22 protein-coding genes and 1 pseudogene are annotated in these 21,727 nt (G+C 73.7%); 13 read left to right on the top strand and 10 right to left on the bottom strand.

Features of this window, described 5'->3' with window-relative positions:
- Positions 1-11 precede the first annotated feature (11 nt).
- Positions 12-1,652 carry a DNA repair helicase XPB gene (locus tag ACFYXU_RS05700; protein ID WP_329851318.1) on the top strand — a complete coding sequence of 547 codons (1,641 nt, stop codon included), beginning with the start codon at positions 12-14 and terminating at the stop codon, positions 1,650-1,652.
- A gap of 38 nt (positions 1,653-1,690) precedes the next feature.
- Here the strand turns inward: ACFYXU_RS05700 and ACFYXU_RS05705 are convergent, their stop codons facing one another.
- Positions 1,691-2,026, bottom strand: coding sequence for a hypothetical protein (locus tag ACFYXU_RS05705; protein ID WP_329851319.1), 336 nt, complete (start codon positions 2,024-2,026; stop codon positions 1,691-1,693).
- Positions 2,027-2,092: 66 nt separating this feature from the next.
- Positions 2,093-2,275 (bottom strand): hypothetical protein, encoded by a 183-nt coding sequence (locus ACFYXU_RS05710; protein ID WP_329851321.1) that lies wholly within the window; start codon positions 2,273-2,275, stop codon positions 2,093-2,095.
- Positions 2,276-2,487: 212 nt separating this feature from the next.
- On the opposite strand from ACFYXU_RS05710, the gene ACFYXU_RS05715 reads away from it, so the two are divergent.
- Both ACFYXU_RS05715 and ACFYXU_RS05720 read left to right on the top strand, forming a co-directional pair.
- Positions 2,488-4,527: a HelD family protein gene (locus ACFYXU_RS05715; protein WP_389456743.1), complete on the top strand. Its 2,040-nt coding sequence runs from the start codon at positions 2,488-2,490 to the stop codon at positions 4,525-4,527.
- A complete protein-coding gene (locus ACFYXU_RS05720; RefSeq protein WP_389456597.1) occupies positions 4,524-4,952 on the top strand; it encodes a VOC family protein in 429 nt (142 codons plus the stop codon). The genes ACFYXU_RS05715 and ACFYXU_RS05720 overlap by 4 nt, the downstream gene beginning before the upstream one ends.
- Here the strand turns inward: ACFYXU_RS05720 and ACFYXU_RS05725 are convergent.
- The 3 genes from ACFYXU_RS05725 to ACFYXU_RS05735 all read right to left on the bottom strand — a co-directional run bounded on the left by ACFYXU_RS05725 (position 4,949) and on the right by ACFYXU_RS05735 (position 7,764).
- On the bottom strand, positions 4,949-5,830 hold the full coding sequence (locus ACFYXU_RS05725) for an aminoglycoside phosphotransferase family protein (protein WP_389456745.1): 882 nt from the start codon (positions 5,828-5,830) through the stop codon (positions 4,949-4,951). The two genes, ACFYXU_RS05720 and ACFYXU_RS05725, sit on opposite strands and share 4 nt — an antisense overlap.
- 212 nt (positions 5,831-6,042) lie before the next feature.
- The gene (locus tag ACFYXU_RS05730) at positions 6,043-6,735 is read right to left on the bottom strand and encodes a copper homeostasis protein CutC (RefSeq protein ID WP_389456599.1); all 693 of its coding nucleotides are present in this window, start codon (positions 6,733-6,735) and stop codon (positions 6,043-6,045) included.
- A gap of 51 nt (positions 6,736-6,786) precedes the next feature.
- On the bottom strand, positions 6,787-7,764 hold the full coding sequence (locus ACFYXU_RS05735; RefSeq protein WP_389456601.1) for a hypothetical protein: 978 nt from the start codon (positions 7,762-7,764) through the stop codon (positions 6,787-6,789).
- Between the two features lie 186 nt (positions 7,765-7,950).
- Between ACFYXU_RS05735 and ACFYXU_RS05740 the strand changes: the two genes are divergently transcribed.
- The 3 genes from ACFYXU_RS05740 (at position 7,951) to ACFYXU_RS05750 (ending at position 10,978) form a co-directional block, all read left to right on the top strand.
- A complete protein-coding gene (locus ACFYXU_RS05740; RefSeq protein ID WP_389456747.1) occupies positions 7,951-8,235 on the top strand; it encodes a heavy-metal-associated domain-containing protein in 285 nt (94 codons plus the stop codon).
- Positions 8,236-8,397: 162 nt separating this feature from the next.
- Positions 8,398-10,659, top strand: coding sequence for a heavy metal translocating P-type ATPase (locus ACFYXU_RS05745; RefSeq protein ID WP_376507342.1), 2,262 nt, complete (start codon positions 8,398-8,400; stop codon positions 10,657-10,659).
- A gap of 37 nt (positions 10,660-10,696) precedes the next feature.
- Positions 10,697-10,978, top strand: coding sequence for a metal-sensitive transcriptional regulator (locus ACFYXU_RS05750; protein ID WP_015035316.1), 282 nt, complete (start codon positions 10,697-10,699; stop codon positions 10,976-10,978).
- Between the two features lie 89 nt (positions 10,979-11,067).
- On the opposite strand, the gene ACFYXU_RS05755 is transcribed toward ACFYXU_RS05750, so the two are convergent.
- Positions 11,068-11,223 carry a hypothetical protein gene (locus ACFYXU_RS05755; protein ID WP_361392942.1) on the bottom strand — a complete coding sequence of 52 codons (156 nt, stop codon included), beginning with the start codon at positions 11,221-11,223 and terminating at the stop codon, positions 11,068-11,070.
- Positions 11,224-11,308: 85 nt separating this feature from the next.
- Here ACFYXU_RS05755 and ACFYXU_RS05760 point away from each other — a divergent pair.
- The 7 genes and pseudogenes from ACFYXU_RS05760 to ACFYXU_RS05790 all read left to right on the top strand — a co-directional run.
- Positions 11,309-11,668 (top strand): annotated as a pseudogene (locus ACFYXU_RS05760) (BlaI/MecI/CopY family transcriptional regulator); the annotation flags it as partial.
- Between the two features lie 83 nt (positions 11,669-11,751).
- Positions 11,752-12,663, top strand: coding sequence for a M56 family metallopeptidase (locus ACFYXU_RS05765; RefSeq protein ID WP_329851334.1), 912 nt, complete (start codon positions 11,752-11,754; stop codon positions 12,661-12,663).
- 122 nt (positions 12,664-12,785) lie between these two features.
- Complete coding sequence (locus ACFYXU_RS05770) at positions 12,786-13,268, top strand: GNAT family N-acetyltransferase (protein ID WP_376507341.1); 483 nt, start codon at positions 12,786-12,788, stop codon at positions 13,266-13,268.
- 244 nt (positions 13,269-13,512) lie between these two features.
- A complete protein-coding gene (locus ACFYXU_RS05775) occupies positions 13,513-14,406 on the top strand; it encodes a methyltransferase domain-containing protein (RefSeq protein WP_361392938.1) in 894 nt (297 codons plus the stop codon).
- A 99-nt stretch (positions 14,407-14,505) separates the two neighbouring features.
- Complete coding sequence (locus ACFYXU_RS05780) at positions 14,506-14,946, top strand: transcriptional repressor (protein WP_361392936.1); 441 nt, start codon at positions 14,506-14,508, stop codon at positions 14,944-14,946.
- 116 nt (positions 14,947-15,062) lie between these two features.
- Entirely contained in the window at positions 15,063-16,079 is a 1,017-nt protein-coding gene (locus ACFYXU_RS05785) for a LuxR C-terminal-related transcriptional regulator (protein ID WP_376507340.1), read from the top strand.
- Positions 16,080-16,218: 139 nt separating this feature from the next.
- On the top strand, positions 16,219-17,271 hold the full coding sequence (locus tag ACFYXU_RS05790) for a LuxR C-terminal-related transcriptional regulator (RefSeq protein ID WP_376507339.1): 1,053 nt from the start codon (positions 16,219-16,221) through the stop codon (positions 17,269-17,271).
- Positions 17,272-17,470: 199 nt separating this feature from the next.
- Here ACFYXU_RS05790 and ACFYXU_RS05795 read toward each other — a convergent pair whose 3' ends face one another.
- From ACFYXU_RS05795 to ACFYXU_RS05810, 4 genes are all read right to left on the bottom strand, one after another.
- Positions 17,471-17,671 carry a hypothetical protein gene (locus ACFYXU_RS05795; RefSeq protein WP_329851342.1) on the bottom strand — a complete coding sequence of 67 codons (201 nt, stop codon included), beginning with the start codon at positions 17,669-17,671 and terminating at the stop codon, positions 17,471-17,473.
- A gap of 217 nt (positions 17,672-17,888) precedes the next feature.
- On the bottom strand, positions 17,889-19,169 hold the full coding sequence (mshA, locus tag ACFYXU_RS05800; protein WP_376507485.1) for a D-inositol-3-phosphate glycosyltransferase: 1,281 nt from the start codon (positions 19,167-19,169) through the stop codon (positions 17,889-17,891).
- 154 nt (positions 19,170-19,323) lie between these two features.
- Positions 19,324-20,889: a class I tRNA ligase family protein gene (locus ACFYXU_RS05805; protein WP_361392930.1), complete on the bottom strand. Its 1,566-nt coding sequence runs from the start codon at positions 20,887-20,889 to the stop codon at positions 19,324-19,326.
- Between the two features lie 29 nt (positions 20,890-20,918).
- Complete coding sequence (locus ACFYXU_RS05810; RefSeq protein WP_361392928.1) at positions 20,919-21,662, bottom strand: SDR family oxidoreductase; 744 nt, start codon at positions 21,660-21,662, stop codon at positions 20,919-20,921.
- Positions 21,663-21,727 lie beyond the last annotated feature (65 nt).

Below are 21,727 nucleotides of genomic sequence, written 5' to 3' on the forward strand. Positions count from 1 at the left end.
ACCGATCGCACGTGAATGGGCCACTCATCGTCCAGAGCGACAAGACGCTGCTCCTGGAGGTCGACCACGAGCTCGCCGAGGCCTGCCGGCGGGCCATCGCGCCGTTCGCGGAGCTGGAGCGGGCGCCGGAGCACATCCACACCTACCGGGTGACGCCGCTCGGTCTGTGGAACGCGCGCGCCGCCGGACACGACGCCGAGCAGGTCGTCGACGCGCTCGTCGAGTACTCGCGCTACCCCGTGCCGCACGCCCTGCTCGTCGACATCGCCGAGACCATGGCCCGGTACGGGCGGCTGACGCTCTCCAAGCACCCGACGCACGGGCTCGTGCTGACCTCGACCGACCGGCCCGTCCTGGAGGAGATCCTCCGGTCGAAGAAGGTGCAGCCGCTGGTCGGGGAGCGGCTCGACGCGGACACCGTCGCCGTGCACCCCTCCGAGCGCGGGCAGATCAAGCAGACGCTGCTGAAGCTGGGCTGGCCCGCCGAGGACCTCGCCGGATACGTGGACGGGGAGGCGCACCGGATCGACCTGGCCGAGGACGGCTGGTCGCTGCGCCCGTACCAGAAGCAGGCCGTGGACGGCTTCTGGCACGGCGGCTCCGGTGTCGTCGTGCTGCCCTGCGGCGCGGGCAAGACGCTGGTCGGGGCCGGGGCGATGGCCCAGGCCAAGGCGACGACGCTCATCCTCGTCACGAACACCGTGTCGGCCCGGCAGTGGAAGCACGAGCTGGTGCGGCGGACCTCGCTGACCGAGGACGAGATCGGCGAGTACAGCGGGACGCGGAAGGAGATCCGGCCGGTCACCATCGCCACGTACCAGGTGCTGACGACGAAGCGGAAGGGGATCTACCCCCACCTGGAGCTCTTCGACTCCCGCGACTGGGGCCTCATCGTGTACGACGAGGTGCACCTGCTGCCGGCGCCGGTCTTCAAGTTCACCGCCGACCTCCAGGCCCGCCGGCGCCTCGGGCTCACCGCGACGCTCGTGCGCGAGGACGGGCGGGAGTCCGACGTCTTCTCGCTGATCGGGCCGAAGCGCTTCGACGCGCCGTGGAAGGAGATCGAGGCGCAGGGCTACATCGCGCCCGCCGACTGCGTCGAGGTGCGGGTGAACCTGACCGACTCGGAGCGGCTCGCGTACGCGACGGCCGAGGCCGAGGAGAAGTACCGCTTCTGCGCGACGACGGCGACGAAGCGGAAGGTGACGGAGGCGCTGGTCAAGAAGTTCGAGGGCCAGCAGATCCTGGTCATCGGGCAGTACATCGACCAGCTGGACGAGCTCGGCGAGCACCTGGACGCCCCGGTGATCAAGGGCGAGACGTCGAACGCGCAGCGCGAGAAGCTCTTCGACGCCTTCCGCAACGGCGAGATCAGCGTGCTCGTGGTGTCGAAGGTCGCGAACTTCTCGATCGACCTGCCGGAGGCGACGGTCGCGATCCAGGTCTCGGGCACCTTCGGCTCCCGGCAGGAGGAGGCACAGCGCCTCGGCCGGGTCCTGCGCCCGAAGGCGGACGGTCACCAGGCGCACTTCTACTCGGTGGTCGCCCGGGACACGATCGACCAGGACTTCGCCGCCCACCGGCAGCGCTTCCTGGCGGAGCAGGGCTACGCGTACCGCATCGTCGACGCGGACGAGCTGCTGGCGCCGTAGCCGGCCGGTACCGGAGCCGGACCGGCGCCGGAGCCGGGTCAGTCCAGGAGCTGGAGGAGGACGCCGACGGCCCCGAGGGCGTACTGGGCGATCACCAGGGCCCGGCGGGGCCCGGTCGCCATCAGGTCCCGGGGGACGGCGAGGGCGGTCAGCCCGGCGCCGGCGCCGATGGGGAAGGTCCAGAAGGCGGCGGTGGTGAAGGCCCCGGAACGGCCGTCGCCGCTGACGGCGTCCCCGAGGACCAGCGCCGCGGTGAGGACCAGCAGCGCGAGCAGCACGGCGAAGCCCCCGAGGGCGGTGAAGCGCAGGGTCCGGGTGGTGCGCGCCAGGTCGTCGGCCGAGGTCGAGGTCGGGGTCGAGGTCTTCGTCGTCATGTGCCGATCACAGCAGGCGGCGGCCCGGCCCCGGCAGGCGTTCGGGTACTCAGCCGGGGCGGGGACCTACTCAGATCGGGAGAGGTGCCGGGGGCGGGGGTCCCTGACGCCCGCCTCCGGGGGGCCGTAGTCGCCCAGAAGGACTACGGCGGTCGCCGCGCCGCCGAAGGCGCGTATCGCGCGGACGGCCGTGGCGAGGAGCTGGGGCCGGGGGACGGTGGTCACGAGGGTGAAGGTCGTCGCTGCCATGCCTCCATCATGGAATCCGGACATTGCGGATACATCGGTCTGGGGATGGAACCTGGGTCCCCCTCGCGTCGGATCCCGTCCCCTAAGGGTGATATCCGTTCGCCCCGGTGTCCGGCCGGAGTTACACTTTCCGGCTTCCCCCGCTTCCCGTTCGTGGAGCGCCGCCGTCCGGTCGGAAACCGGCGGCCACCTCGCCGTGTCCGCGTATCCACCTGCCCGGAGGCCCCACCGTGTCCGTTTCCGACCCCCTCGCGCGCGAGCGCGCCCATCTGGCCTCCTCCCGCGCCGCCCTGCGCGCGATGCGCGAGGACGTCGAGGCGCTCGACATCAAGGACGTCACCGCGAACTGGGTCAACTCCCTGGTGCTCGGCCGCCAGATCGAGGACCGGATCAAGGCGCTCGCCGACCTCGCGGACACCCCGCTCTTCTTCGGGCGGCTCGACTACCTGCACACCACGCAGGAGGGCCAGCGCTTCTACATCGGCCGGCGGCACGTCCACGACGCCGACGGCGACCCCATGGTGATCGACTGGCGCGCGCCCGTCTCCCAGCCGTACTACCAGGCGTCGAAGAAGGACCCGCAGGACGTCGGCCTGCGCCGTCGCTTCGGCTACACCGGCGGCGACCTCACCGCGTACGAGGACGAGCACCTCTCCGACCCCGAGGAGCTGGAGCACACCAGCCGCCTGCTCCAGGCCGAGATCGAGCGGCCCCGCGTCGGCCCCATGCGCGACATCGTCGCCACGATCCAGCCCGAGCAGGACGGGATCGTCCGCTCCGGCCTGTCGGGGACCGTGTGCGTGCAGGGAGGTCCGGGCACCGGTAAGACCGCCGTCGGCCTGCACCGCGTCGCCTACCTGCTCTACGCCCACCGCGAGCGCCTCGCCCGCACCGGCACCCTCGTCATCGGGCCGAACCGCTCCTTCCTCCACTACATCGAGCAGGTCCTGCCCGCGCTCGGCGAGCTGGAGGTGCAGCAGGCGACGGTCGACGACCTCGTCGCACACGTCGAGGTCCGCGGCACGGACGAGGCGCCGACGGCGGTCGTGAAGGGCGACGCCCGGATGGCGGAGGTGCTGCGGCGCGCGGTCCGCTCGCACGTCTCGCTGCCGACGGAGGCCCTGATGGTGGTCCGCGGTTCCCGGCGCTGGCGGGTCCCCGCGTACGAACTGGAGCAGATGGTCCAGGAGCTGCTCGACCGCGACATCCGCTACGGCGCCGCCCGCGAGGCCCTCCCGCAGCGCGTCGCGCACGCCGTCCTGATCCGCATGGAGGAGGCCGGCGAGGCCCCCGACGACCGGGTGCAGAACGCGGTCGCGCGGAACGCGGCGGTGAAGGCCCTCGTGAAGGAGTGCTGGCCGCCCGTCGAGCCCGCGAAGCTGGTCCTGCGGCTCCTGAGCGACGCCGACTTCCTCGCCGAGCACGCCGAGGGGCTGCTCACCGACGACGAGCAGAAGCTGCTGCTGTGGGCGAAGCCGGCGCGGAGCGTGAAGGCGGCGCGGTGGTCGGCGGCCGACGCCGTCCTCATCGACGAGACGAAGGACCTGGTCGAGCGGACGCACTCGCTCGGACACGTGGTCCTCGACGAGGCGCAGGACCTGTCCCCCATGCAGTACCGGGCCGTGGGCCGCCGCTGCACGACCGGCTCGGCGACGGTCCTGGGCGACCTGGCGCAGGGCACCACGCCGTGGGCGACGGAGAGCTGGGCGCAGGCCCTCGCGCACCTGGGGAAGCCGGAGGCCCTGGTGGAGGAGCTGACGGCCGGTTTCCGCGTGCCGCGCGAGGTCATCGCGTACGCCTCTCGGCTCCTGCCGCACATGTCGCCGGGGCTCGCCGCCGTGGAGTCGGTCCGGGAGAACCCCGGCTCGCTGGCCGTCCGCCGCACGGAGGACCTCGACGGGGACACCGTCGCCGCCTGCGTCGAGGCCCTGGCGCACGAGGGTTCCATCGGTCTGATCGCCGCCGACGCGCGGATCGCGCCGCTCGCGGAGGCGCTGGCGGCGGCCGGTCTGCCGTATCTCTCCCCCGGCGAGGAGACCACGTCCGAGTCGCGGCTCACGCTGGTCCCGGCCTCGCTCGCGAAGGGCCTGGAGTACGACTACGTGGTCCTGGACGAGCCGGCCGCGGTCGTCGACGGCGAGCCGGACGAGCGGACGGGCCTGCGGCGGCTGTACGTGGCCCTGACCCGTGCGGTGTCAGGCCTGACGATCATTCACTCCGCCCCCTTTCCCGAGCAGTTGGGCGCCCTGTGAGCCGGGTCGGCTCGCTCCATCACGTCGAGCTGTGGGTGGGCGACCTGGCGCGCGCCGAGCGGAGCCTCGGCTGGCTGCTCGGGGCCCTGGGGTACGCGCCCTTCCAGTCCTGGGAGGGCGGCCGGAGCTGGGCGCTCGGCTCCTGCTACCTGGTCGTGGAGCAGTCCCCGGCCCGTACGTCGGACCGGCACGACCGGCTCCGGCCGGGCCTCAACCACCTGGCCTTCCACGCGGGCGACCGGGCGGCCGTCGACGCCCTCGCGGCCGAGGCGCCCGCGCACGGCTGGCGGCTGATGTTCGCCGACCGGCATCCGTACGCGGGCGGCGAGGGCGTCTACGCGGCGTACCTGGAGAACGAGGACGGGTTCGAGGTCGAGCTGGTGGCGAGCCCGCCGACGGCGCCGGACCAGGGCGTGCCGTCCTAGACCGTCGCCGCGTACTCGGCGAGGGCCTCCGTGCGGCTGCGGCGGGCGATGCCGGCGAGGACGGGATTCGTCTCCCGGTAGTAGTGCTCGGTCACCAGGCCCCAGGCCAGCGCCCAGCCCCGGCCGCGCGCCCAGGTGGCGTCGTCGACCCCGGCGGCCTCGCGGAAGAGGGGCCGGGTGCCGGAGGTGAGCAGCGTCCAGGCGGGCATGGTGTCGCAGGCGGGGTCGCCCGTGCCGAGGGCCCCGAAGTCGATGACGGCGCCGAGGCGCCCGTCGCGGCCGAGGAGGTTGCCCGGCAGCAGGTCGCCGTGGACCCAGACGGGCGGGCCGTCCCACCGGGGCAGCCGGAGCACGGACTCCCACGCGGCGGCGGCGAGGTCCGCGTCGACGTCGAGGTCCCGGAGGGCCGGCCCCAGGGCGCCGTCCTCCCAGGCGGTGACGGGGCCGCCCCGGGAGGAGGCGGGACCGCCGGTGCTGTCGACCGCGCGCAGGGCCGCGCCGAAGCGGCCGAGCTCGACGGCGGTGTGCGCCAGGTCGGCGAGCGGGACGGCGTGGGCGTCGGCGCCGTCGAGCCAGCGGTAGACGGACCAGGGCAGCGGGAAGTCCGCGCCGCCCCCGGCCCGCCCGACGGGCACGGGCACGTCCAGCGGCAGGTGCGGGGCGAGCAGCGGCAGCCAGCGCTGCTCCTTCTCGACGTCGTGCGCGGCGTCCGGGACGCGGGGCAGCCGCACGACGAGGTCGTCGCCGAGCCGGAACATCGCGTTGTCCGTACCGGCCGACGCGACGGCCCGCACGGCGAGCCCGGCCCATTCGGGAAACCTCCGGGCGACGAGCCGCTCGACGAGCGCGGTGTCGATGTCGAGCTCGCCGGGTCGCATCTTGTCGGCTGTCACGCGGGCGAGGCTAGCGAGATCGGCGACGGGGGTGCGAGGCGTTTTCGCGCGGGGGGGGCTCCACCGGGGCGCGGGCGCGGGGCGGAACCACCTCAGCCCGGGGCGCGGGCGCAGGGCAAGGACGTACCCCCGCCCGGGGCGCGGGCGGGAGCCGTCCCCACCGGGGCGCGGCCCCGGCCCTCCGCCACCCCCGGCGGCTACGCGTCGATCGCCTCGCGCCAGGTGCGTACCGCCTCCGGGGAGACGGGGGCCGTCCAGCCGCGGGGGCGGGCCGCGCCGCCGATGTGGAAGGCGGTGAGCCCGGCCGCGCGGAGGACCGGGAGGTGGTCGAGGCGGAGGCCGCCGCCCACCAGGATCTGGGGCTCGTAGCCGGGCTCGCCCGTGCGGGCGGCCTCGGCCGTGAGGGTGGCGAGGCCGTCGTCGACGCCGGTGGCGGCGCCGGCCGTCAGATAGGTGTCGAGGCCGGGCAGGTCGGCGAGGCGCTTGCGCAGCCCGTCGCGGTCGGCGGCGCGGTCGATCGCCCGGTGGAAGGTCCAGCGGCAGCCGTCCAGGACGGCGACGAGCCGCTCGACGGCGACCAGGTCGGGCTCGCCGTCGACGGTGAGGAAGCCGAGGACGAACTCGTCCGCGCCCGCCGCGCGCAGCTCCTCGGCGCGGCCGGCGAGCGCGTCGACGTCACCGGCCGCGAAGCCGTCGGCGAGGCGGAGCATCACGCGCAGCGGGATGTCGACGGCGGCCCGGATGGCGGCGAAGGAGGCCGTGGACGGGGTGAGTCCGTCGGCCGCCATGTCGGTGACGAGTTCGAGCCGGTCGGCTCCACCGGTCTGGGCAGCGACCGCGTCTTCCTCGTCGAGGGCGATCACCTCAAGGACTGCACGGTTGCTGCTCATCGAGCCCATTCCTCCATGAATGACGGCTACAGGTCTAGTCCAATGTCCAGACTAGCCGTGCGCGTGACCGCCCGCATCGTGCCCCGCCTCACCCGTCCCGCTCGCGGACGGGGACGGTGCCGTGCCCGGGGCGCCCGCCGTGACCGTGAAGGACGCCGTCCGGACCTTGCCCCCGTGCTGGAAGTCGAGGAACAGACGGTACGTGCCCGCGCTGGGGGCCGTCGCCGTGAAGGAGACGTCGGGGCCGGGGCCGCCCTCGTTCGGGTGGACGTGGAGGTAGGCGAGGTCGCCGTCGCGCAGGGCGACGAGGTGGCCGTACGCGCCGAGGTACGGCTCCAGGTCCGTGACGGGCTTCCCGGCCTTGGTGACGGTGAGGCGCAGCTCGCCCGCCTTGCCCGGGTCCAGGACTCCGCCGAGGCGGACCTGGTAGCCGTCGACCGTCGCCGTCCGGGCGGCGGCCGGGAGCGGCTTCGGCGCATAGGCGCCGGGGACGGAGAGGTCCGCGCCCAGGGTGATGCCCTGGGCGCCCTTCGCCGCGGGCTTGAAGTCGGCGAAGGCCTTGTAGGCGCCGGCCGCCGGCAGGTCCGCGTCCACCGACCAGGTGCCGTCGGCGGCCCTCACCGGGTGGAGGTGACGGAAGGTGGTGAGGTCGCGCGAGGCGACGATGAAGTGCAGTTCCTTGCCGTGCTCGGTGGTGAAGGCGGTGACCTTCTTCCCGGCCGCGTCCCGGATGGAGAACTTCAGGGTGCTGCGGCCCCGCGCGGGGGTGGGGGTGTCCAGGGCCAGCGTGTAGCCGTCCTGGGAGATCTGGAGGCCTCCGGGGAGGGAGGAGGCGGGGGTGGTCGCACCCTCCTCGTGGCCCGCGTGGCCGCCCTCCGCCTTCTTCGCGGGCTCCTGCGCGGCGTGCCCGCCGTGTCCCGCCCGCTCCGGCTCCCCGACGGGGCCGACCCCCTTGCCGACCCCGTACGCGGTCCCGAAGGTCGCGGCGAGCGCGGCGGCAAAGGCAGTGATCTTCACTCCGGTGTTCATGACTGCTCTCCCGTACGTGGGTGGCGTGGGCATTCCTGCGTCCGATGCACTTCACCATACCCCTGGGGGGTATCAAGTCAAGTCGGGTCGACGCTTGCGCCGGATACCACTGGGGGGTATACATGGAGGCAGAACCGGATACCCCCCGAGGGTATTCATCGAGTGGAATCGACCGAGGAGGAAGCCATGGGCTCCTGCTGCACCCCCGACAACAGCTGCTCGACCACCACGGAGACCGCCGCCGTCGCGGTCGCCGAGAGCACCGTCACCGTCTACGCCGTCTCCGGCATGACGTGCGGCCACTGCAGGACCGCGATCACCCAGTCCGTCGGCGCACTCGCCGGCGTCCTCTCCGTCGACGTCGACGTCGCCGGCGGCCTGGTGACCGTGACCACCGGCGGCGAGCCCGACGACGCCGCGATCACCGCGGCCGTCGACGACGCGGGCTACGAGCTGACCGGCCGGGCCTGATCCGCCGCCGGGCCGACCGACACCCCACCGGCGTCCCCCGTCCCGGTACCCGACGGTCCGCCCGGCAGACGGACTCCGCCCGCACCACCCCGGCCGCCGGGGCCCGCCCTCCCCCAAGCCCGGGCCCCGGCCCCCGAAACGCGCCACACCGAGGAGCAGGAAATGACCACGACCACTCCGGGCCACGCCCAGGTCGAGCTCGCCATCGGCGGCATGACCTGCGCCTCGTGCGCGGCCCGCATCGAGAAGAAGCTCAACCGCATGGACGGCGTCGAGGCCACCGTCAACTACGCCACCGAGAAGGCGAAGGTCACCTTCGACGCCGACATCGACGTCGCCGACCTGATCGCCACCGTCGAGGCCACCGGCTACACCGCCCAGGAGCCCGCCGCCCCGCAGGCCGACGAGCACGCCGGGGGCCCCACCGACGAGGAGAGGGCCGACGAGGAGCTGCGGCCCCTCAAGCAGCGGCTGATCACCGCCGTCTCGCTCGCCGTGCCCGTCATCGCCATGGCGATGGTCCCGGCGCTGCAGATCGAGTACTGGCAGTGGCTGAGCCTCACGCTCGCCGCGCCGGTCGTCGTCTACGCCGCCTGGCCCTTCCACAAGGCCGCCTGGACCAACGCCCGGCACGGCGCGGCCACCATGGACACCCTGATCTCGGTCGGCACGATCGCCGCGTTCCTCTGGTCGCTGTGGGCGCTCTTCTTCGGGACGGCCGGCACGCCGGGCATGACGCACCCCTTCGAGTTCACCATCGCCCGCACCGACGGCGCCGGGAACATCTACCTGGAGGCCGCGGCCGGCGTCACCGCCTTCATCCTGGCCGGCCGGTACTTCGAGGCCCGCTCGAAGCGCAAGGCGGGCGCCGCGCTCAAGGCGCTGATGCAGCTGGGCGCGAAGGAGGTGACCGTCCTCAGGAACGGCCGCGAGGTCACCGTGCCGACCGCCGAACTCCAGGTCGGCGACCGCTTCCTGGTCCGCCCGGGCGAGAAGATCGCCACCGACGGCACCGTCGTCGAGGGCTCCTCTGCCGTCGACGCCTCGATGCTGACCGGCGAGTCCGTGCCCGTCGAGGTCTCCGTCGGCGACTCCGTCACCGGCGCCACCCTGAACGCCGGCGGCCGCCTGGTCGTCGAGGCCACCCGCGTCGGCTCCGACACCCAGCTCGCCCGGATGGCGAAGCTCGTCGAGGACGCGCAGAACGGCAAGGCCGCCGCCCAGCGCCTCGCCGACCGGATCTCGGCCGTCTTCGTGCCGATCGTCATCGCCCTCGCGCTCGGCACCCTCGGCTTCTGGCTCGGTACGGGGCAGGGCCTGACCGCCGCCTTCACCGCGGCCGTCGCCGTCCTGATCATCGCCTGCCCCTGCGCCCTCGGCCTCGCCACCCCGACCGCCCTCATGGTCGGCACCGGCCGCGGCGCCCAGCTCGGCATCCTCATCAAGGGCCCCGAGGTCCTGGAGACCACCCGCAAGGTCGACACGATCGTCCTCGACAAGACCGGCACCGTCACCACCGGCCGGATGACCCTGATCAAGGTCCACACCGCCGCCGGTACGGACGAGACCGACGTCCTGCGCCTGGCCGGAGCCCTGGAGCACTCCTCCGAGCACCCGATCGCCCAGGCCGTCGCCACCGGCGCCGCGGCCAAGGTGGGCACCCTGCCCACCCCCGAGGACTTCACCAACGTCCCCGGGCTCGGCGTCCAGGGCGTCGTCGACGGCCACGCCGTCCTCGTCGGCCGGGAGAAGCTGCTCCAGGAGTGGGCGATGGAGCTCACCCCGTCCCTCAAGTCCGCCAAGGACGCCGCCGAGCAGGCCGGCAGGACCGCCATCGCGGTCGCCTGGGACGGCGAGGCCCGCGCGGTCCTGGAGGTCGCCGACGCCGTCAAGGACACCAGCCCCGAGGCCATCCGCCGTCTCAAGGCGCTCGGCCTCACCCCGATCCTGCTCACCGGGGACAACAAGGCGGTCGCCGAGGCCGTCGCCGCCGAGGTCGGCATCGCCGAGGTCATCGCCGAGGTCATGCCGCAGGACAAGGTCGACGTCGTCAAGAGGCTCCAGGACGAGGGGCGTTCGGTCGCCATGGTCGGCGACGGCGTGAACGACGCCGCCGCGCTCGCCCAGGCCGACCTGGGCCTGGCGATGGGCACCGGCACGGACGCCGCCATCGAGGCCGGCGACCTGACCCTCGTACGGGGGGACCTGCGGGCCGCGGCCGACGCCATCCGGCTCTCCCGCAAGACGCTCGGCACGATCCGGTCGAACCTCTTCTGGGCCTTCGCCTACAACGTGGCCGCCCTGCCGCTCGCCGCGGCCGGACTGCTCAATCCGATGATCGCGGGCGCGGCCATGGCCTTCTCCTCGGTCTTCGTGGTCGGCAACAGCCTCCGCCTGCGCGGCTTCCAGGCCGCCGACCGCTGACGCATCCCCTTCCGCGCCCATCCCCGAGGAGCCCGCCATGGCCGGTTACGGACAGCACAAGGAAGACATCATCAGACGCCTGAGGCGCATCGAGGGCCAGGTCAGGGGCGTGCAGCGGATGGTCGACGAGGACGTCTACTGCATCGACGTCCTGACCCAGGTCTCCGCCATCAACGCGGCCCTCCAGTCCTGCGCGGTGGCCCTCCTGGACGAGCACCTGAGCTGCTGCGTCACGGAGGCCATCGCGCAGGGCGGGGACCAGGCGAAGGTGAAGGTGGGCGAGGCGTCCAAGGCCATCGCCCGGCTGATCCGGACGTGACGGCTCGACGGCGGTACGGCGGGACGGCTCGATGACGCAGGGCGTGAGGGCGTCATGACGGCCTGAGGTGACGAGGTACCGAAGCAGTGTCAACCGCTCGTGCGCGAAGGGCAGTCGGCGGACAGCGTGAGGCTCAGCCGGAGACAGAGGCCGAGCAGCCGCCGGAGGAGCACCAGCTCCACCGATCCGGGCAGACCGGAGTCGCAGACCTTCGCGCAGGAGCGGTTCTTCATGAGGGTCGACATCCTGCCACCGTACCCCTAGGGGGTATACCTGAGAAGGCGGAACGGCCCGTACGATGAGCGCCGCCCGCAAGGGGAGGGGATGCACGTGCGCCGGCTGGGAGAGCTGGAGGCCGAGATCATGGACCGACTGTGGGCCTGGGAGCGGCCCGCCACGGTCCGCGAGCTCGTCGACGACATCAATCGGGGACGCCGGGTCGCCTACACGACGGTGATGACGGTGGCGGACATCCTGCACCGCAAGGGCTGGCTCCGCCGCGAGAAGACCGGACGGGCCTGGCTCTACGAGCCGGTGCGCGGCCGCGAGGAGTACACGGCCGGTCTGATGCGGGACGCCCTCGGCGACAGCCAGGACCGCCCGGCCGCCCTCCTCCGCTTCGTCGAGGTCATCTCGGACGAGGACATGGCCGCCCTCGACGCGGCCCTCCGCACCGCCCGGGGCGACCAGGGCGCGCAGCCCGGCGGCGGCCCGCGCGCCGGGGAGACCGCCCGCCCGGGAGAGGGGCCGCGGCCCTCGGACGGGGCCGGCGCGTGAACCACCACGTCCTCGTCCCGCTCGGCATCGTGCTGCTCACCGGTTTCGCCGTGCCCCGGCAGGTGGTCCGGGCCCGCTGGGCCCAGCAGGTCCCCCGGCTCGCGCTCGCCGTCTGGGCCGCGTGCGGCGCCGGATTCGCGGCCGCCGCCGCGCTGCTGCCCGCGCAGATGGTCCTCTCGGCCGAGAGCAGCCACCGCCTCGCGGACATGATGTTCACGCTCCGGCCGCCGACCCCCGACCAGATCCTGCACCTGGACGGGCGGGAGCGGTTCGCCTTCTCGCTGTCGCTCCTCGTGCTCTCGGTGCCCACCGCCGCGTTCGTCCGCCGGCTCGTCCGGGCCCGGCGGATGCGGACGCGGCACGCGGGGGTGCTGCGGCTCGTCGGACGGTACGACCCCGAGCTGCGCGCCACCGTCCTCGACGACGACCGGCCCGCCGTCTACTGCCTGCCGGGCCGTTCCCGCCGGGTCGTCGTCTCGTCGGGCGCGGTGGACGCCCTGACCCCCGACCAGCTCGCGGCGGCCCTCGCGCACGAGCGGGCGCACATCGCGGGACACCACCACCTCCTCGTCGCGGCGGCGGAGGCCTTCGCGTCCGTCTTCGCGCGCCTCCCGCTCGCCCGGTACGGCGGCCCCGCCGTACCGCTGCTGCTCGAAATGGCCGCGGACGACCGGGCGTTGCGCCGGTGCACCAGGGACGCGCTGGCGACCGCGCTGTACGCCCTGGCCTCGGGGCGGGCGCCCCGGTCGGCGTTCGCCGCGGGCGGGCCGTCGGCGGCGGTCCGGATGCGGCGCATCCTCACCCCGTACAGCGCGGGACACCCCGTGCTGCGCGGGCTGCTCACGATCGCGGCGGCGGGCCTCGCGATGGCCCCCCTGATCGTCGCCTGCTGCTCGTTCCCCCTGTAATCGTGAACACCGTTATTTACTAAGCGAATTCGTAGATTTCGCATCGGTCACGGATCACGGAATGCGCCGCTATTGTGGGTACGTTGGGGCTCGGACTCGGCACGTCGAAGGGTGCAAAACCAATGCAGCTCGCTGGCGTTCGTACGGCAGCGGCCGGCGACGCGACGACGATATCCAGACTGCTTGCCGACATCATCCGGAGCAGCTACGCCGGAATACTGGACGAAATCCCGATGCGCCGGCTGATCTCGGCCCAATGCGCGCTCCCCCGCATACGCGCGGAAATTGAAATTCCGGGGGGCGCGCCCGGATGGCTCGGCTGGCTGGTCGCCACGGACGCGGACGGCGCGGTCGTGGGCGTGGCCGCCGGCGGCGTCCCGGTCCCGGGCGAGGGCGAGGTGTACGCGCTCGCGGTCCGGCCGAACGCCCGGCGCACCGGCGTCGGCACGGCCCTGCTCACCGCCGCGACCGAGCGGATGCGCGGCTACGGCGCGCGGGAGCAGCGGGTGGAGCTCCCGGCGGAGGCCGACCCGGCGCTCCCCTTCTACTCCCACGTGGGCTTCGCGGCCCTCTCGCCGCGACGGTGGAGCCGCCCGCTCGTCTGAGGGCCCGATCCGAGGGCCGGACCCGTCGGCCCCTGGCCGCCCGCTCACCCGAGGGTGGGTCGCTCCTCCCCGCCGGCCGCCCGCCCGGGCCCACCGTGGCAGATCCACGCCATCGCGTGTTCACGCAGCCCGATCCGGTGGATCGGGGTTCGCCCCCCAGGTCAGGATGGGCTCAGCGGCGCGGGCCCGGCGGCACGGGTACCTCGTCCGGACGGCATGGACCGAGCGAGCCCCTGGAGGAGCGATGCACACACCGAGCGGCACTTCCCTGCCCGTCGTGCCCGCGGCGCTCGCCCCGGTCCTGCCGTCCCGATACGGCCCGGCGCGGGAGCCCGCCCCGGGCGCCGGGATCCGGGTCACCGCCGACACCCTTCCCGGGCTCGAATCGGTGGCCCCCGCCGACGAGGGCTCCGTCTGGCTGCACGACGCCCTGCTCGGCCCGCACAGCGCGGACATCGTCCGCTATCTGAGCCTCGCCCGCTCCACCGGCGGACCCGTCCTCGACCTCGGCTCCGGCGCCGGGCGGCTCGCCGTCCCGTTCGCCCGGCACGGCTTCGCCGTGGAAGCCGTGGACCGGGACGCCTCCGCACTGGAGCGCCTCGAGGGCTGGGCCCGCAGGATCGGCCCGCAGGTGGCCGGGCTCGTCGTCACCCACCGCGCCGAGCTCACCGGGCTCCGTCTGGAGGGCCGCTACCGGCTCGCGCTCCTCGCGGGCGCCATGGTCGCGGCCGTCCCGCCGGCCGGGCGGCCGGAGCTGCTCCGCGAGGTCGCGGCCCATCTGGAGACGGGCGGGGCGCTCGCCCTCGACTACACCGCGCACCAGCTGCCGGGGCTGATCGCGGAGCCGCAGCGGACCTGGGCCTTCCAGGTGCCCCGCTTCGACGGGATCGACGAGTGGGTGGTGGCCCGGCAGGTGTTCGACCTGCCGTCGATGAGCGAGCGGATCACCTACTACGCGGCCAGGACCGGCAAGGTCTCCTCGGAGCGGGTGGTGCTGACCACCGACAAGTGGATCGTCGACCCCGAGCGGCTCGCGGCCGAGCTGCACGCGGCGGGGCTCCACATCGAGGGGCGGCGGCGGCACCGGATCGACGAGCGGACCGAATCGGTGCTCCTGGTCTGCCGGACGGACGACTGACGCGTACGGACGGACGGCCGAAGAGAGTCTGCCGGGGTTGACGAGCAAGAGGTACGATGCCCACAAACGTTTGGGCCGACCAGGTGGCGGGCGGAGAAGATGGCAGTCGTGGAAGAGCTGACGGGCCGCGAGGCGGTGATCCAGCGGCTGCGCGACGTCGGGCTGCGGGTCACGGGCCCGCGCCTGGAGGTGCTCACGGTGCTCGCCGCCGGCGGCCATCTGGACGTCGAGGCCATCACCACGACGGCCCGCGAGCGGCTCGGCACGCTGACCAGCCAGGCCGTGTACGAGATGCTGCGGCACTTCCAGGAGACGGGTCTGGTCAGCAAGTTCGACCGGCCCGGCCTGCCCGCGGTGTTCGAGGTCTCCGGGCCGCCCCACCAGCACGCCCTGTGCACCTCGTGCGGCCGGGTGGAGAACGTGTCCGCGACCGCGCCCACGCCGCCCCGGGGCGCCCTGCCGCAGTGGCGGGTGGACGACGCGGAGGTCGTCTTCAGGGGCCTGTGCCCCGACTGCCGGGCGGACGCCGAAGCCGTCTGAGGGCTGGTCAACTCCGTGCGTGTCGTTCGATTTTGTGGCAGGGTCTAGCGGGGCGATTCAACAGGGTCCGCGTGGATCCGAGGGGAGTCTGCTGCGCCGTGTCCAGAAACGCCGCCGTGACCCGCGCGGGTAGCGAACAGGCTCTCGCCGTCTATCAGGAACTGCGCGCCCGCCCCGAGGCCGGCTTCGACGAGGTCGCGGACCGCCTGGAGCTCACCGCCGACGAGCGGGACCGATGTCGGCGCGAACTCGCCGCCTTAGGACTCACCGCCGCCCCCGACGCCACCGCCCCCGCCCCCCTCCGACCCGTCGTCGTCGACCCCGACGTCGCCCTGCTGGGACTGCTGCGCCGGGAGCGCGACCGGCTCCAGGACCGCCTCGCCGCCACCAGCCGCGCGCACACCGCCCTCGAAGCCCTCGCCGGACCGTTCCTGCGGGCCGGGACCGCGCCCCGGTCCGAGGTCGAGGTCGAGATCGTCACCGACCCGCAGCGGGTGCTGCGGGAGCTGGCGGAGCTGACCGGGTCCGTGCGCACCGCCGTCCACGTCATGCACACCGGCTCCGTCCGGCGCGAGGACATGACCGCCGAGCTGGAGCGGGACCGCTCGCGGGCGGCCCGCGGCGTGCGGGTCCGCGCCATGTACAGCCGCCGGGTCGGCACGGTGCCGGAGATGACCCAGCACCTGGCGGACCGGGCGGCGCTCGGCGTGGAGCTGCGCCTCTCCTCCGTGGTCCCGATGAACATGGTCCTCGCCGACGAGAACTTCGCCCTGCTGCCGACGGACCCGCACGACCCGGACTCGCCCGCGATCCTGGCCCGCGGCCCCGGCCTCGTCCGCTCGTACCTCGCCCTCTACGAGTACTGCTGGCAGGCCGCCGCGCGGTACGGCGAGGAGCCCGGGGAGCCCGGCGGAGACGGCCTCTCCGACCAGCAGCGGGCCGCCCTGCACATGCTCGCCTCCGGCATCAAGGACGAGCAGATCGCCCGCAGCCTGGGGGTCTCGCTGCGGACCGTCAGCCGGCTCCTGTCCGAGGTCATGCAGGAGCTGGGGGCGGCGAGCCGCTTCGAGGCGGGCGTCAAGGCGGCCCGGCTCGGACTGCTCGACGGCGAGGGGCCGGAACCCGTGGCCTAGTACCGGGAGTTCGGATGTCATGGGGGACGCGCACGGACCGTCGGGGCCGTGCGGACCGCAGCAAGCGCAGGTCGGACTCCCGCCGAGCCGTACGAGGGTGAGGGCGGGGCGACTCGGAGGACGAGGGGGTCACTTCGCCATGGTCACCGCGGGCGACGGCACCGGGGGCGGCACGACCGACGCCCTCCTTTCCGTGTACCAGGAACTGCGCCGAAGAGGCGTCTCGGACTTCGAGGAGGTCCGCAGAGCACTCGGGCTCGCCCCGGAGGAGTACGAGCGATGTCGCCGCGAACTCCTCGCCCTGGGCCTCATCGTGCCCACCGGGCAGGCCCACGCCACCATCACCGCCCTCCAGGACGGCAGCTGGCGCTCCGAGACGGACACGGTGGCGGCGATCGACCCGGAGATCGCGCTCCTGCGGCTCCTGGAGCGGGAGCGGGAGCGCCTGCGGGAGCACCTGGCCGAGGCGGACGAGGCGTACAGCACGCTGGAGGTCCTCGCGGGCTCCTATCTGCGGGCGGAGGCGCTGACCCGGGCGGAGACGCACGTCGAGGCGCTGACCGACTACCGCAGGATCCAGCAGGCCATCGAGGACATCACCGACGTCATGCAGGAGAGTTCGGCGTCCCTGCACCCGGGGACGCCGGGGCGGGAGAACCCGGAGCGGATGCTCGACCGGGACCGGCGCCAGCTCGCCAACGGGGTGCGGGTGCGCGCCATCTACGGCCGGCAGGAGGCGACGGACCCGCAGATGGAGAAGTTCCTCGGGCAGCGGGCGGAGCTCGGGGTGGAGATCCGGCTGGCGCCGGTGGTACCGATGAACCTGATCATCGCCGACCAGCAGTTCGCGCTGGTGCCGATCCGGCCGGAGGAGCCGGGCGAGGGCGCGATCCTGGCCCGGGGCAGCGCCCTGGTGCGGCCGTATCTGAGCCTGTACGAGCACTGCTGGCACACGGCGACCCCGTACGGGAACGAGGCGGCGGCGGAGGCGGGCGGCGACGGGCTCTCGGAGCAGCAGCGGGCCGCGCTGCACATGCTCGCCTCGGGGATGAAGGACGAGCGGATCGCGCGCACGCTGGGGGTTTCGCTGCGGACGGTCAGCCGGATGATCTCGGAACTCATGCAGGAGCTGGGGGCGACGAGCCGCTTCGAGGCGGGGGCGCGCGCGGTGCGCCTGGGCTGGCTGGACTGACCGGGTCCGCGCGGCCCGGAGGGGGTGCCGGGAGGCTGCCCGGCCTTCTTCTCCGGGGCCGTGCGGGAAGGCGCCGGGAGGCTGCCCGGCCTTCTTCTCCGGGGCCGTGCGGGAATCACCGGGGCCCCACAATCGTGGCAGCGATTGCGGGGCCCGGTCGAGCGCGTGAATTACCCGGTCAATTCCCGGAGGAATATTCTCAGTTGGTCGGGGTCGGCTTCGGGGGGACGACCGGCCAGCCGTTGTCCTCGGTGACGCCGGCGACGGTCTGCGGGGTGACCGGCGCGTCGGCCGAGCCGACGGCGAAGGCGGCGCCGCCCGCGACGGCCGTACAGGCGACCATGGCGACCAGGAGCTGACGGACGGCCTTGCGGATTCCGGTGTTCTGCGCAACGGACATGATTCCTCCAGGACTTGGAATGTCAATTCCGCCTTCCGGGGGCCCGTGCCGCCGGGCGTTCCCTGAAGACATCTCCATTCTGTCGCCGCCTCCGGGGCGATTCCAGAGATTGTCTCTGCGTGGACCCGCCATGGCGTGATTGCGTCAATCCGTCATCCGCACAACGGAATTGAACGATCCGGAGCTCGCCATACCTTTGGTCGAACCAAAAGAGATGCTAGACTTGTGCTACGGCCTTCTCGTTCCTCCAGGAGAGAGGGGCCGCCGGGGCAGGGGCGTGCCGCCGCCCCTGCCCCACCCCACGCTCCAGTGCCCCCCGGTACACCTCGACGGTCCGCCCGGCCGACGCCCGCCAGCTCATCCCGCGCGCATGGCGGGCCGCCGCCGCCCCCATCGTCTCCACCGCCTCCGGGTGCGCCGCGAACCAGCGCAGCCGGCGGGCGTACTCCACCGGGTCGTGACCCCGCACCAGCAGCCCCGTCACCCCGTCCCAGACCGCCGTCGGCAGGCCGCCGACCGAGGCCGCGAGCACCGGCGTCCCGCACGCCTGCGCCTCCAGCGCCACCAGACCGAAGGACTCGCTGCGCGAGGGCACGACCAGCACGTCCGCCGCCCGGTACCAGTCCGCCAGCAGCTCCTGCGGCACCGGCGGGAAGGGCCGCAGCACGTCCGTGACCCCCAGCTCCTCGGCCAGCCGCCATGCCGTGCCCTCCCGGGTCGCCCCCGAGTGCCCGCCCACCACGGGCACGAGCAGCCGGCGGCGCAGGTCCGGCGCCTCCCGGAGCAGCTCAGCCACCGCCCGCACCAGCACGTCCGGGCCCTTCAGGGGCTGGATGCGGCCGGCGTAGAGCGGCACGAACGCCCCGGGCGGCAGCCCCAGCCGGGCCCGGGCCGCCGCCCGCCCGTCCCCCGGGCGGAACGTGCGCAGGTCGACCCCCGGCCGGACGACCTCGGTCCTGGCCCCCTCCGCCCCGTACAGCGAGCGCAGCGCCTCCGCCTCGTCGGCCGTGTTGGCGATCAGCCGGTCCGCGCTGCCCACCACCTGGTGCTCGCCGCGGACCCGGAGCTCGGGCTCGGGGGTGTCGCCCTCGGCGAGCGAGGCGTTCTTCACCCGGGCCAGGGTGTGCGCGGTGTGCACCAGCGGTATCCGCCAGCCCACCGAGGCGATCCGGCCCGCCTGCCCGGAGAGCCAGTAGTGCGAGTGGACCAGGTCGTAGCGCCGCTCCTCCTTGAGCAGGGCCAGCGCGAACGGCACCACCAGGCCGGGCATCGCCTCCTTGGGCAGCGCCCGGCGGGGCCCGGCGTGCAGGTGGCGGACCCGGACGCCCGGGGCCAGCTCGACGCGCGGGGGCGCGCCCTCGCCCCGGCAGCGGGTGAAGAGGTCGACCTCCACGCCCTGTTCGGCGAGGGCGCGGGAGAGCTCGACCATGTAGACGTTCATGCCGCCGGCGTCCCCCGTCCCGGGCTGGTGGAGCGGGGAGGTGTGGACGCTGAGCATGGCGACGCGCAGGGACACGTGGGGCTCCTGGGGAGTGGGGGCCACGTGTCCCTGCGCGTCGCTCGCGCGCACGGTCACGCGACGGGGAGGGGGCGGGGATCGATCGGATACTGAAGTACTTAGTTGCTTAGTAGTACGGATCGGGTGCGGGCGTTCAGAACCCGAAGACCGGGCCCGACGGCGGTGCGAGACGCGTCCCCGGCAGCGGGCCCGTGAGCGCCTGCCAGCCGACCGGACGCCCCGGCTCCACCCGGAGCGCCGCCGCCAGCCGGTCGGCGCCCTCCGGCATCACCGGTCGCGCCCACGCCGAGAGCGCCGACGCGACGGCCAACTGGGCCGCGAGGGCGGGGAGGTGACGGCACGAGGTGCTGGGACGGCACCGCTCGTGCGCGTTGACGTGACCGAAGTCGGCCGCCGAGCGGACCATCTCGTCCAGGACGGCGACCGCCCGGCGCGGGTCGAAGGCGTCGGGGCCGTACGCCTCGCGCAGGTCGTCCACGCCCCGGTGCAGCCGCCGCTCCAGGACCTCCCAGCCGGTGCCGCCGGGCAGCGCCTGCGGGGCGAGGCCGCCGCACTCCTCCCGCACCGCCGAGAAGAGCCGGGACAGCCAGCTGTTCCAGTTCTCGTCGAGCTCGCGCCGGGCGGTGGCGAGCCGCTCCCGCCGGAAGACCGTGCGGCGGCCCAGCGGACGGGCCTGGAGGACGTGCCGGCGCAGGGTGTCCGAGCCGTACTCGGTGAGCAGGTCGAGCGCCCAGACGTTGCCCTCCTGGACGCCCTCCTCGATGACGTACGACTCGTTGACGTTGAAGTCCTGCGGCAGCTTGACGTCCTGCGCGAGCAGCAGCACCGGCAGCAGCACCGCGTGGCAGAAGGCGTGCCCGAAGCCGCAGAAGTGAATCGCCCGGCGGGGCAGCGGGCCCGTCACGTCGTAGCCGAAGAGGTGCATCGCGGCGGCCTCGAAGCAGCCGTCGATCCGGTGCTCGGGGAAGCCCTCCACCGGCACCTCCAGACCCCACTCGGCGGGGTGGCCCACCGCGATGTCCGGCAGCCCGTCCTCCACGAGCGACTCGCACAGCGCCGCCAGCCGGGGCGGCAGGCCGGCCGTCGCCCAGTACTCGGCGAGCGTCTCCCGGAAGGGCTCCAGGGGCACGTACAGCCGGCGGCAGCGGCGGGCGACCGCCGGGGTGTCGCAGAGCGCGCAGCGCGCCGAGATCAGGTCGCCGCCGTCGTTGGGACGGGCGCACTCGTGGCACATCCCGCCGTCGCTGACCGCGCCGCAGTGCGGGCAGGTGCCGGTGGCGTGCGCCCCGTGCAGCCAGCGGTCGCACGGCTCGCAGTAGGGCAGCAGCCGCGTCCGGGGGGCGATGACGCCCTGCGCGTACAGCTTCGCGAAGAGCTCCCGCACCCAGCGTCCGTACCCCTTGTCGCGGCGGGGGCGGACGATGTGGTCGAACTCCACGCCGGACCGCAGCCAGTCGGCGGTGATCGCGGCCCGGTAGCCTTCCGCGACCTCCTCCGGCTTGCGGTGGTGGCGCAGCGCCCGGACCTCGACCGAGCTGGCGTGATCGGCCGTGCCGGTGGTGAACCGGACGGCCTCGCCCTCGGCGCGCAGGAAGCGGGTGAGGACGTCGGCGGCCACGTAGGGCCCGGCGAGGTGTCCGATGTGGAGTTCGCCGTGGGTGGCGGGCGGGGTCGCGGTGATCCAGACGGGGGTGCTCATGGGACCTCCTTGACGCGGTTTTCCGTCGGTCAGCGGGGCTCGAAGTGGAAGGACCGGATGAAGCAGTCGCGGGGCTGCTCGACGGCGTAGACGATGCACTCGAAAAGGGCCTGCGTGGTGAGTTTCTCGTCGGGCGCTATTCCGTCCGGATTCGATCCGTCCCATTCCGCGAAGCGCGGGTCCGAGGTCGAGAAATCGGGCGGGAAGAGGGAGAAGACGCGGACCCCGGAGGGCCGCAGCCTGCGCGACAGGATGTCCGCGAATCCCGCCTGCGCGCTCTTCGCCGCCCAGAAGGCCTCGTGGGCGGCGCCGGCGGCCGCGGAGGCGCCCTCGGCGTCGCGGACGGCGACCATGTTCACGATGTCGGGCCGCAGCGAGCCGCGGAGCAGCGGCAGGAAGTGCTTCACCATGAGGACCGTGCCGCCGGCCGTCGACTCGATCGTCTCCACGATCTCGGCGTCGCTGGCCGCCTCCAGGTCCATCCCGTCGAGCCAGCGCGCCCCGTTGTTGACCAACAGGTCGACCCGGTCGGTCCGTTCGCCGACCCGGGCCGCGAACTCCCGGATCTCGGCGGGCCGGCTCAGGTCGCAGCCGAAGGCGTGGATGCGGTCACGGGCCGAACCCATGACCTCCGTACGGGTCCGCTCGGCGGCCTCGACGGTCCGCGCCGACACGTAGACCTCCGCGCCCAGATGCGCGAATCCGACGGCGAGCGCGCGGCCGAAGTAGCGGGACGCCCCGGTCACGACGACACGCAGATTCTCGAATTTCATGTGCGTCTGCTCTCCCCACGTCCCCACGGATACCGATGGCCGGTCCCTTGCAGCGTGGCAGAGGC

This window comes from Streptomyces sp. NPDC002232 (assembly GCF_042890295.1).
GTDB lineage: Bacteria > Actinomycetota > Actinomycetes > Streptomycetales > Streptomycetaceae > Streptomyces.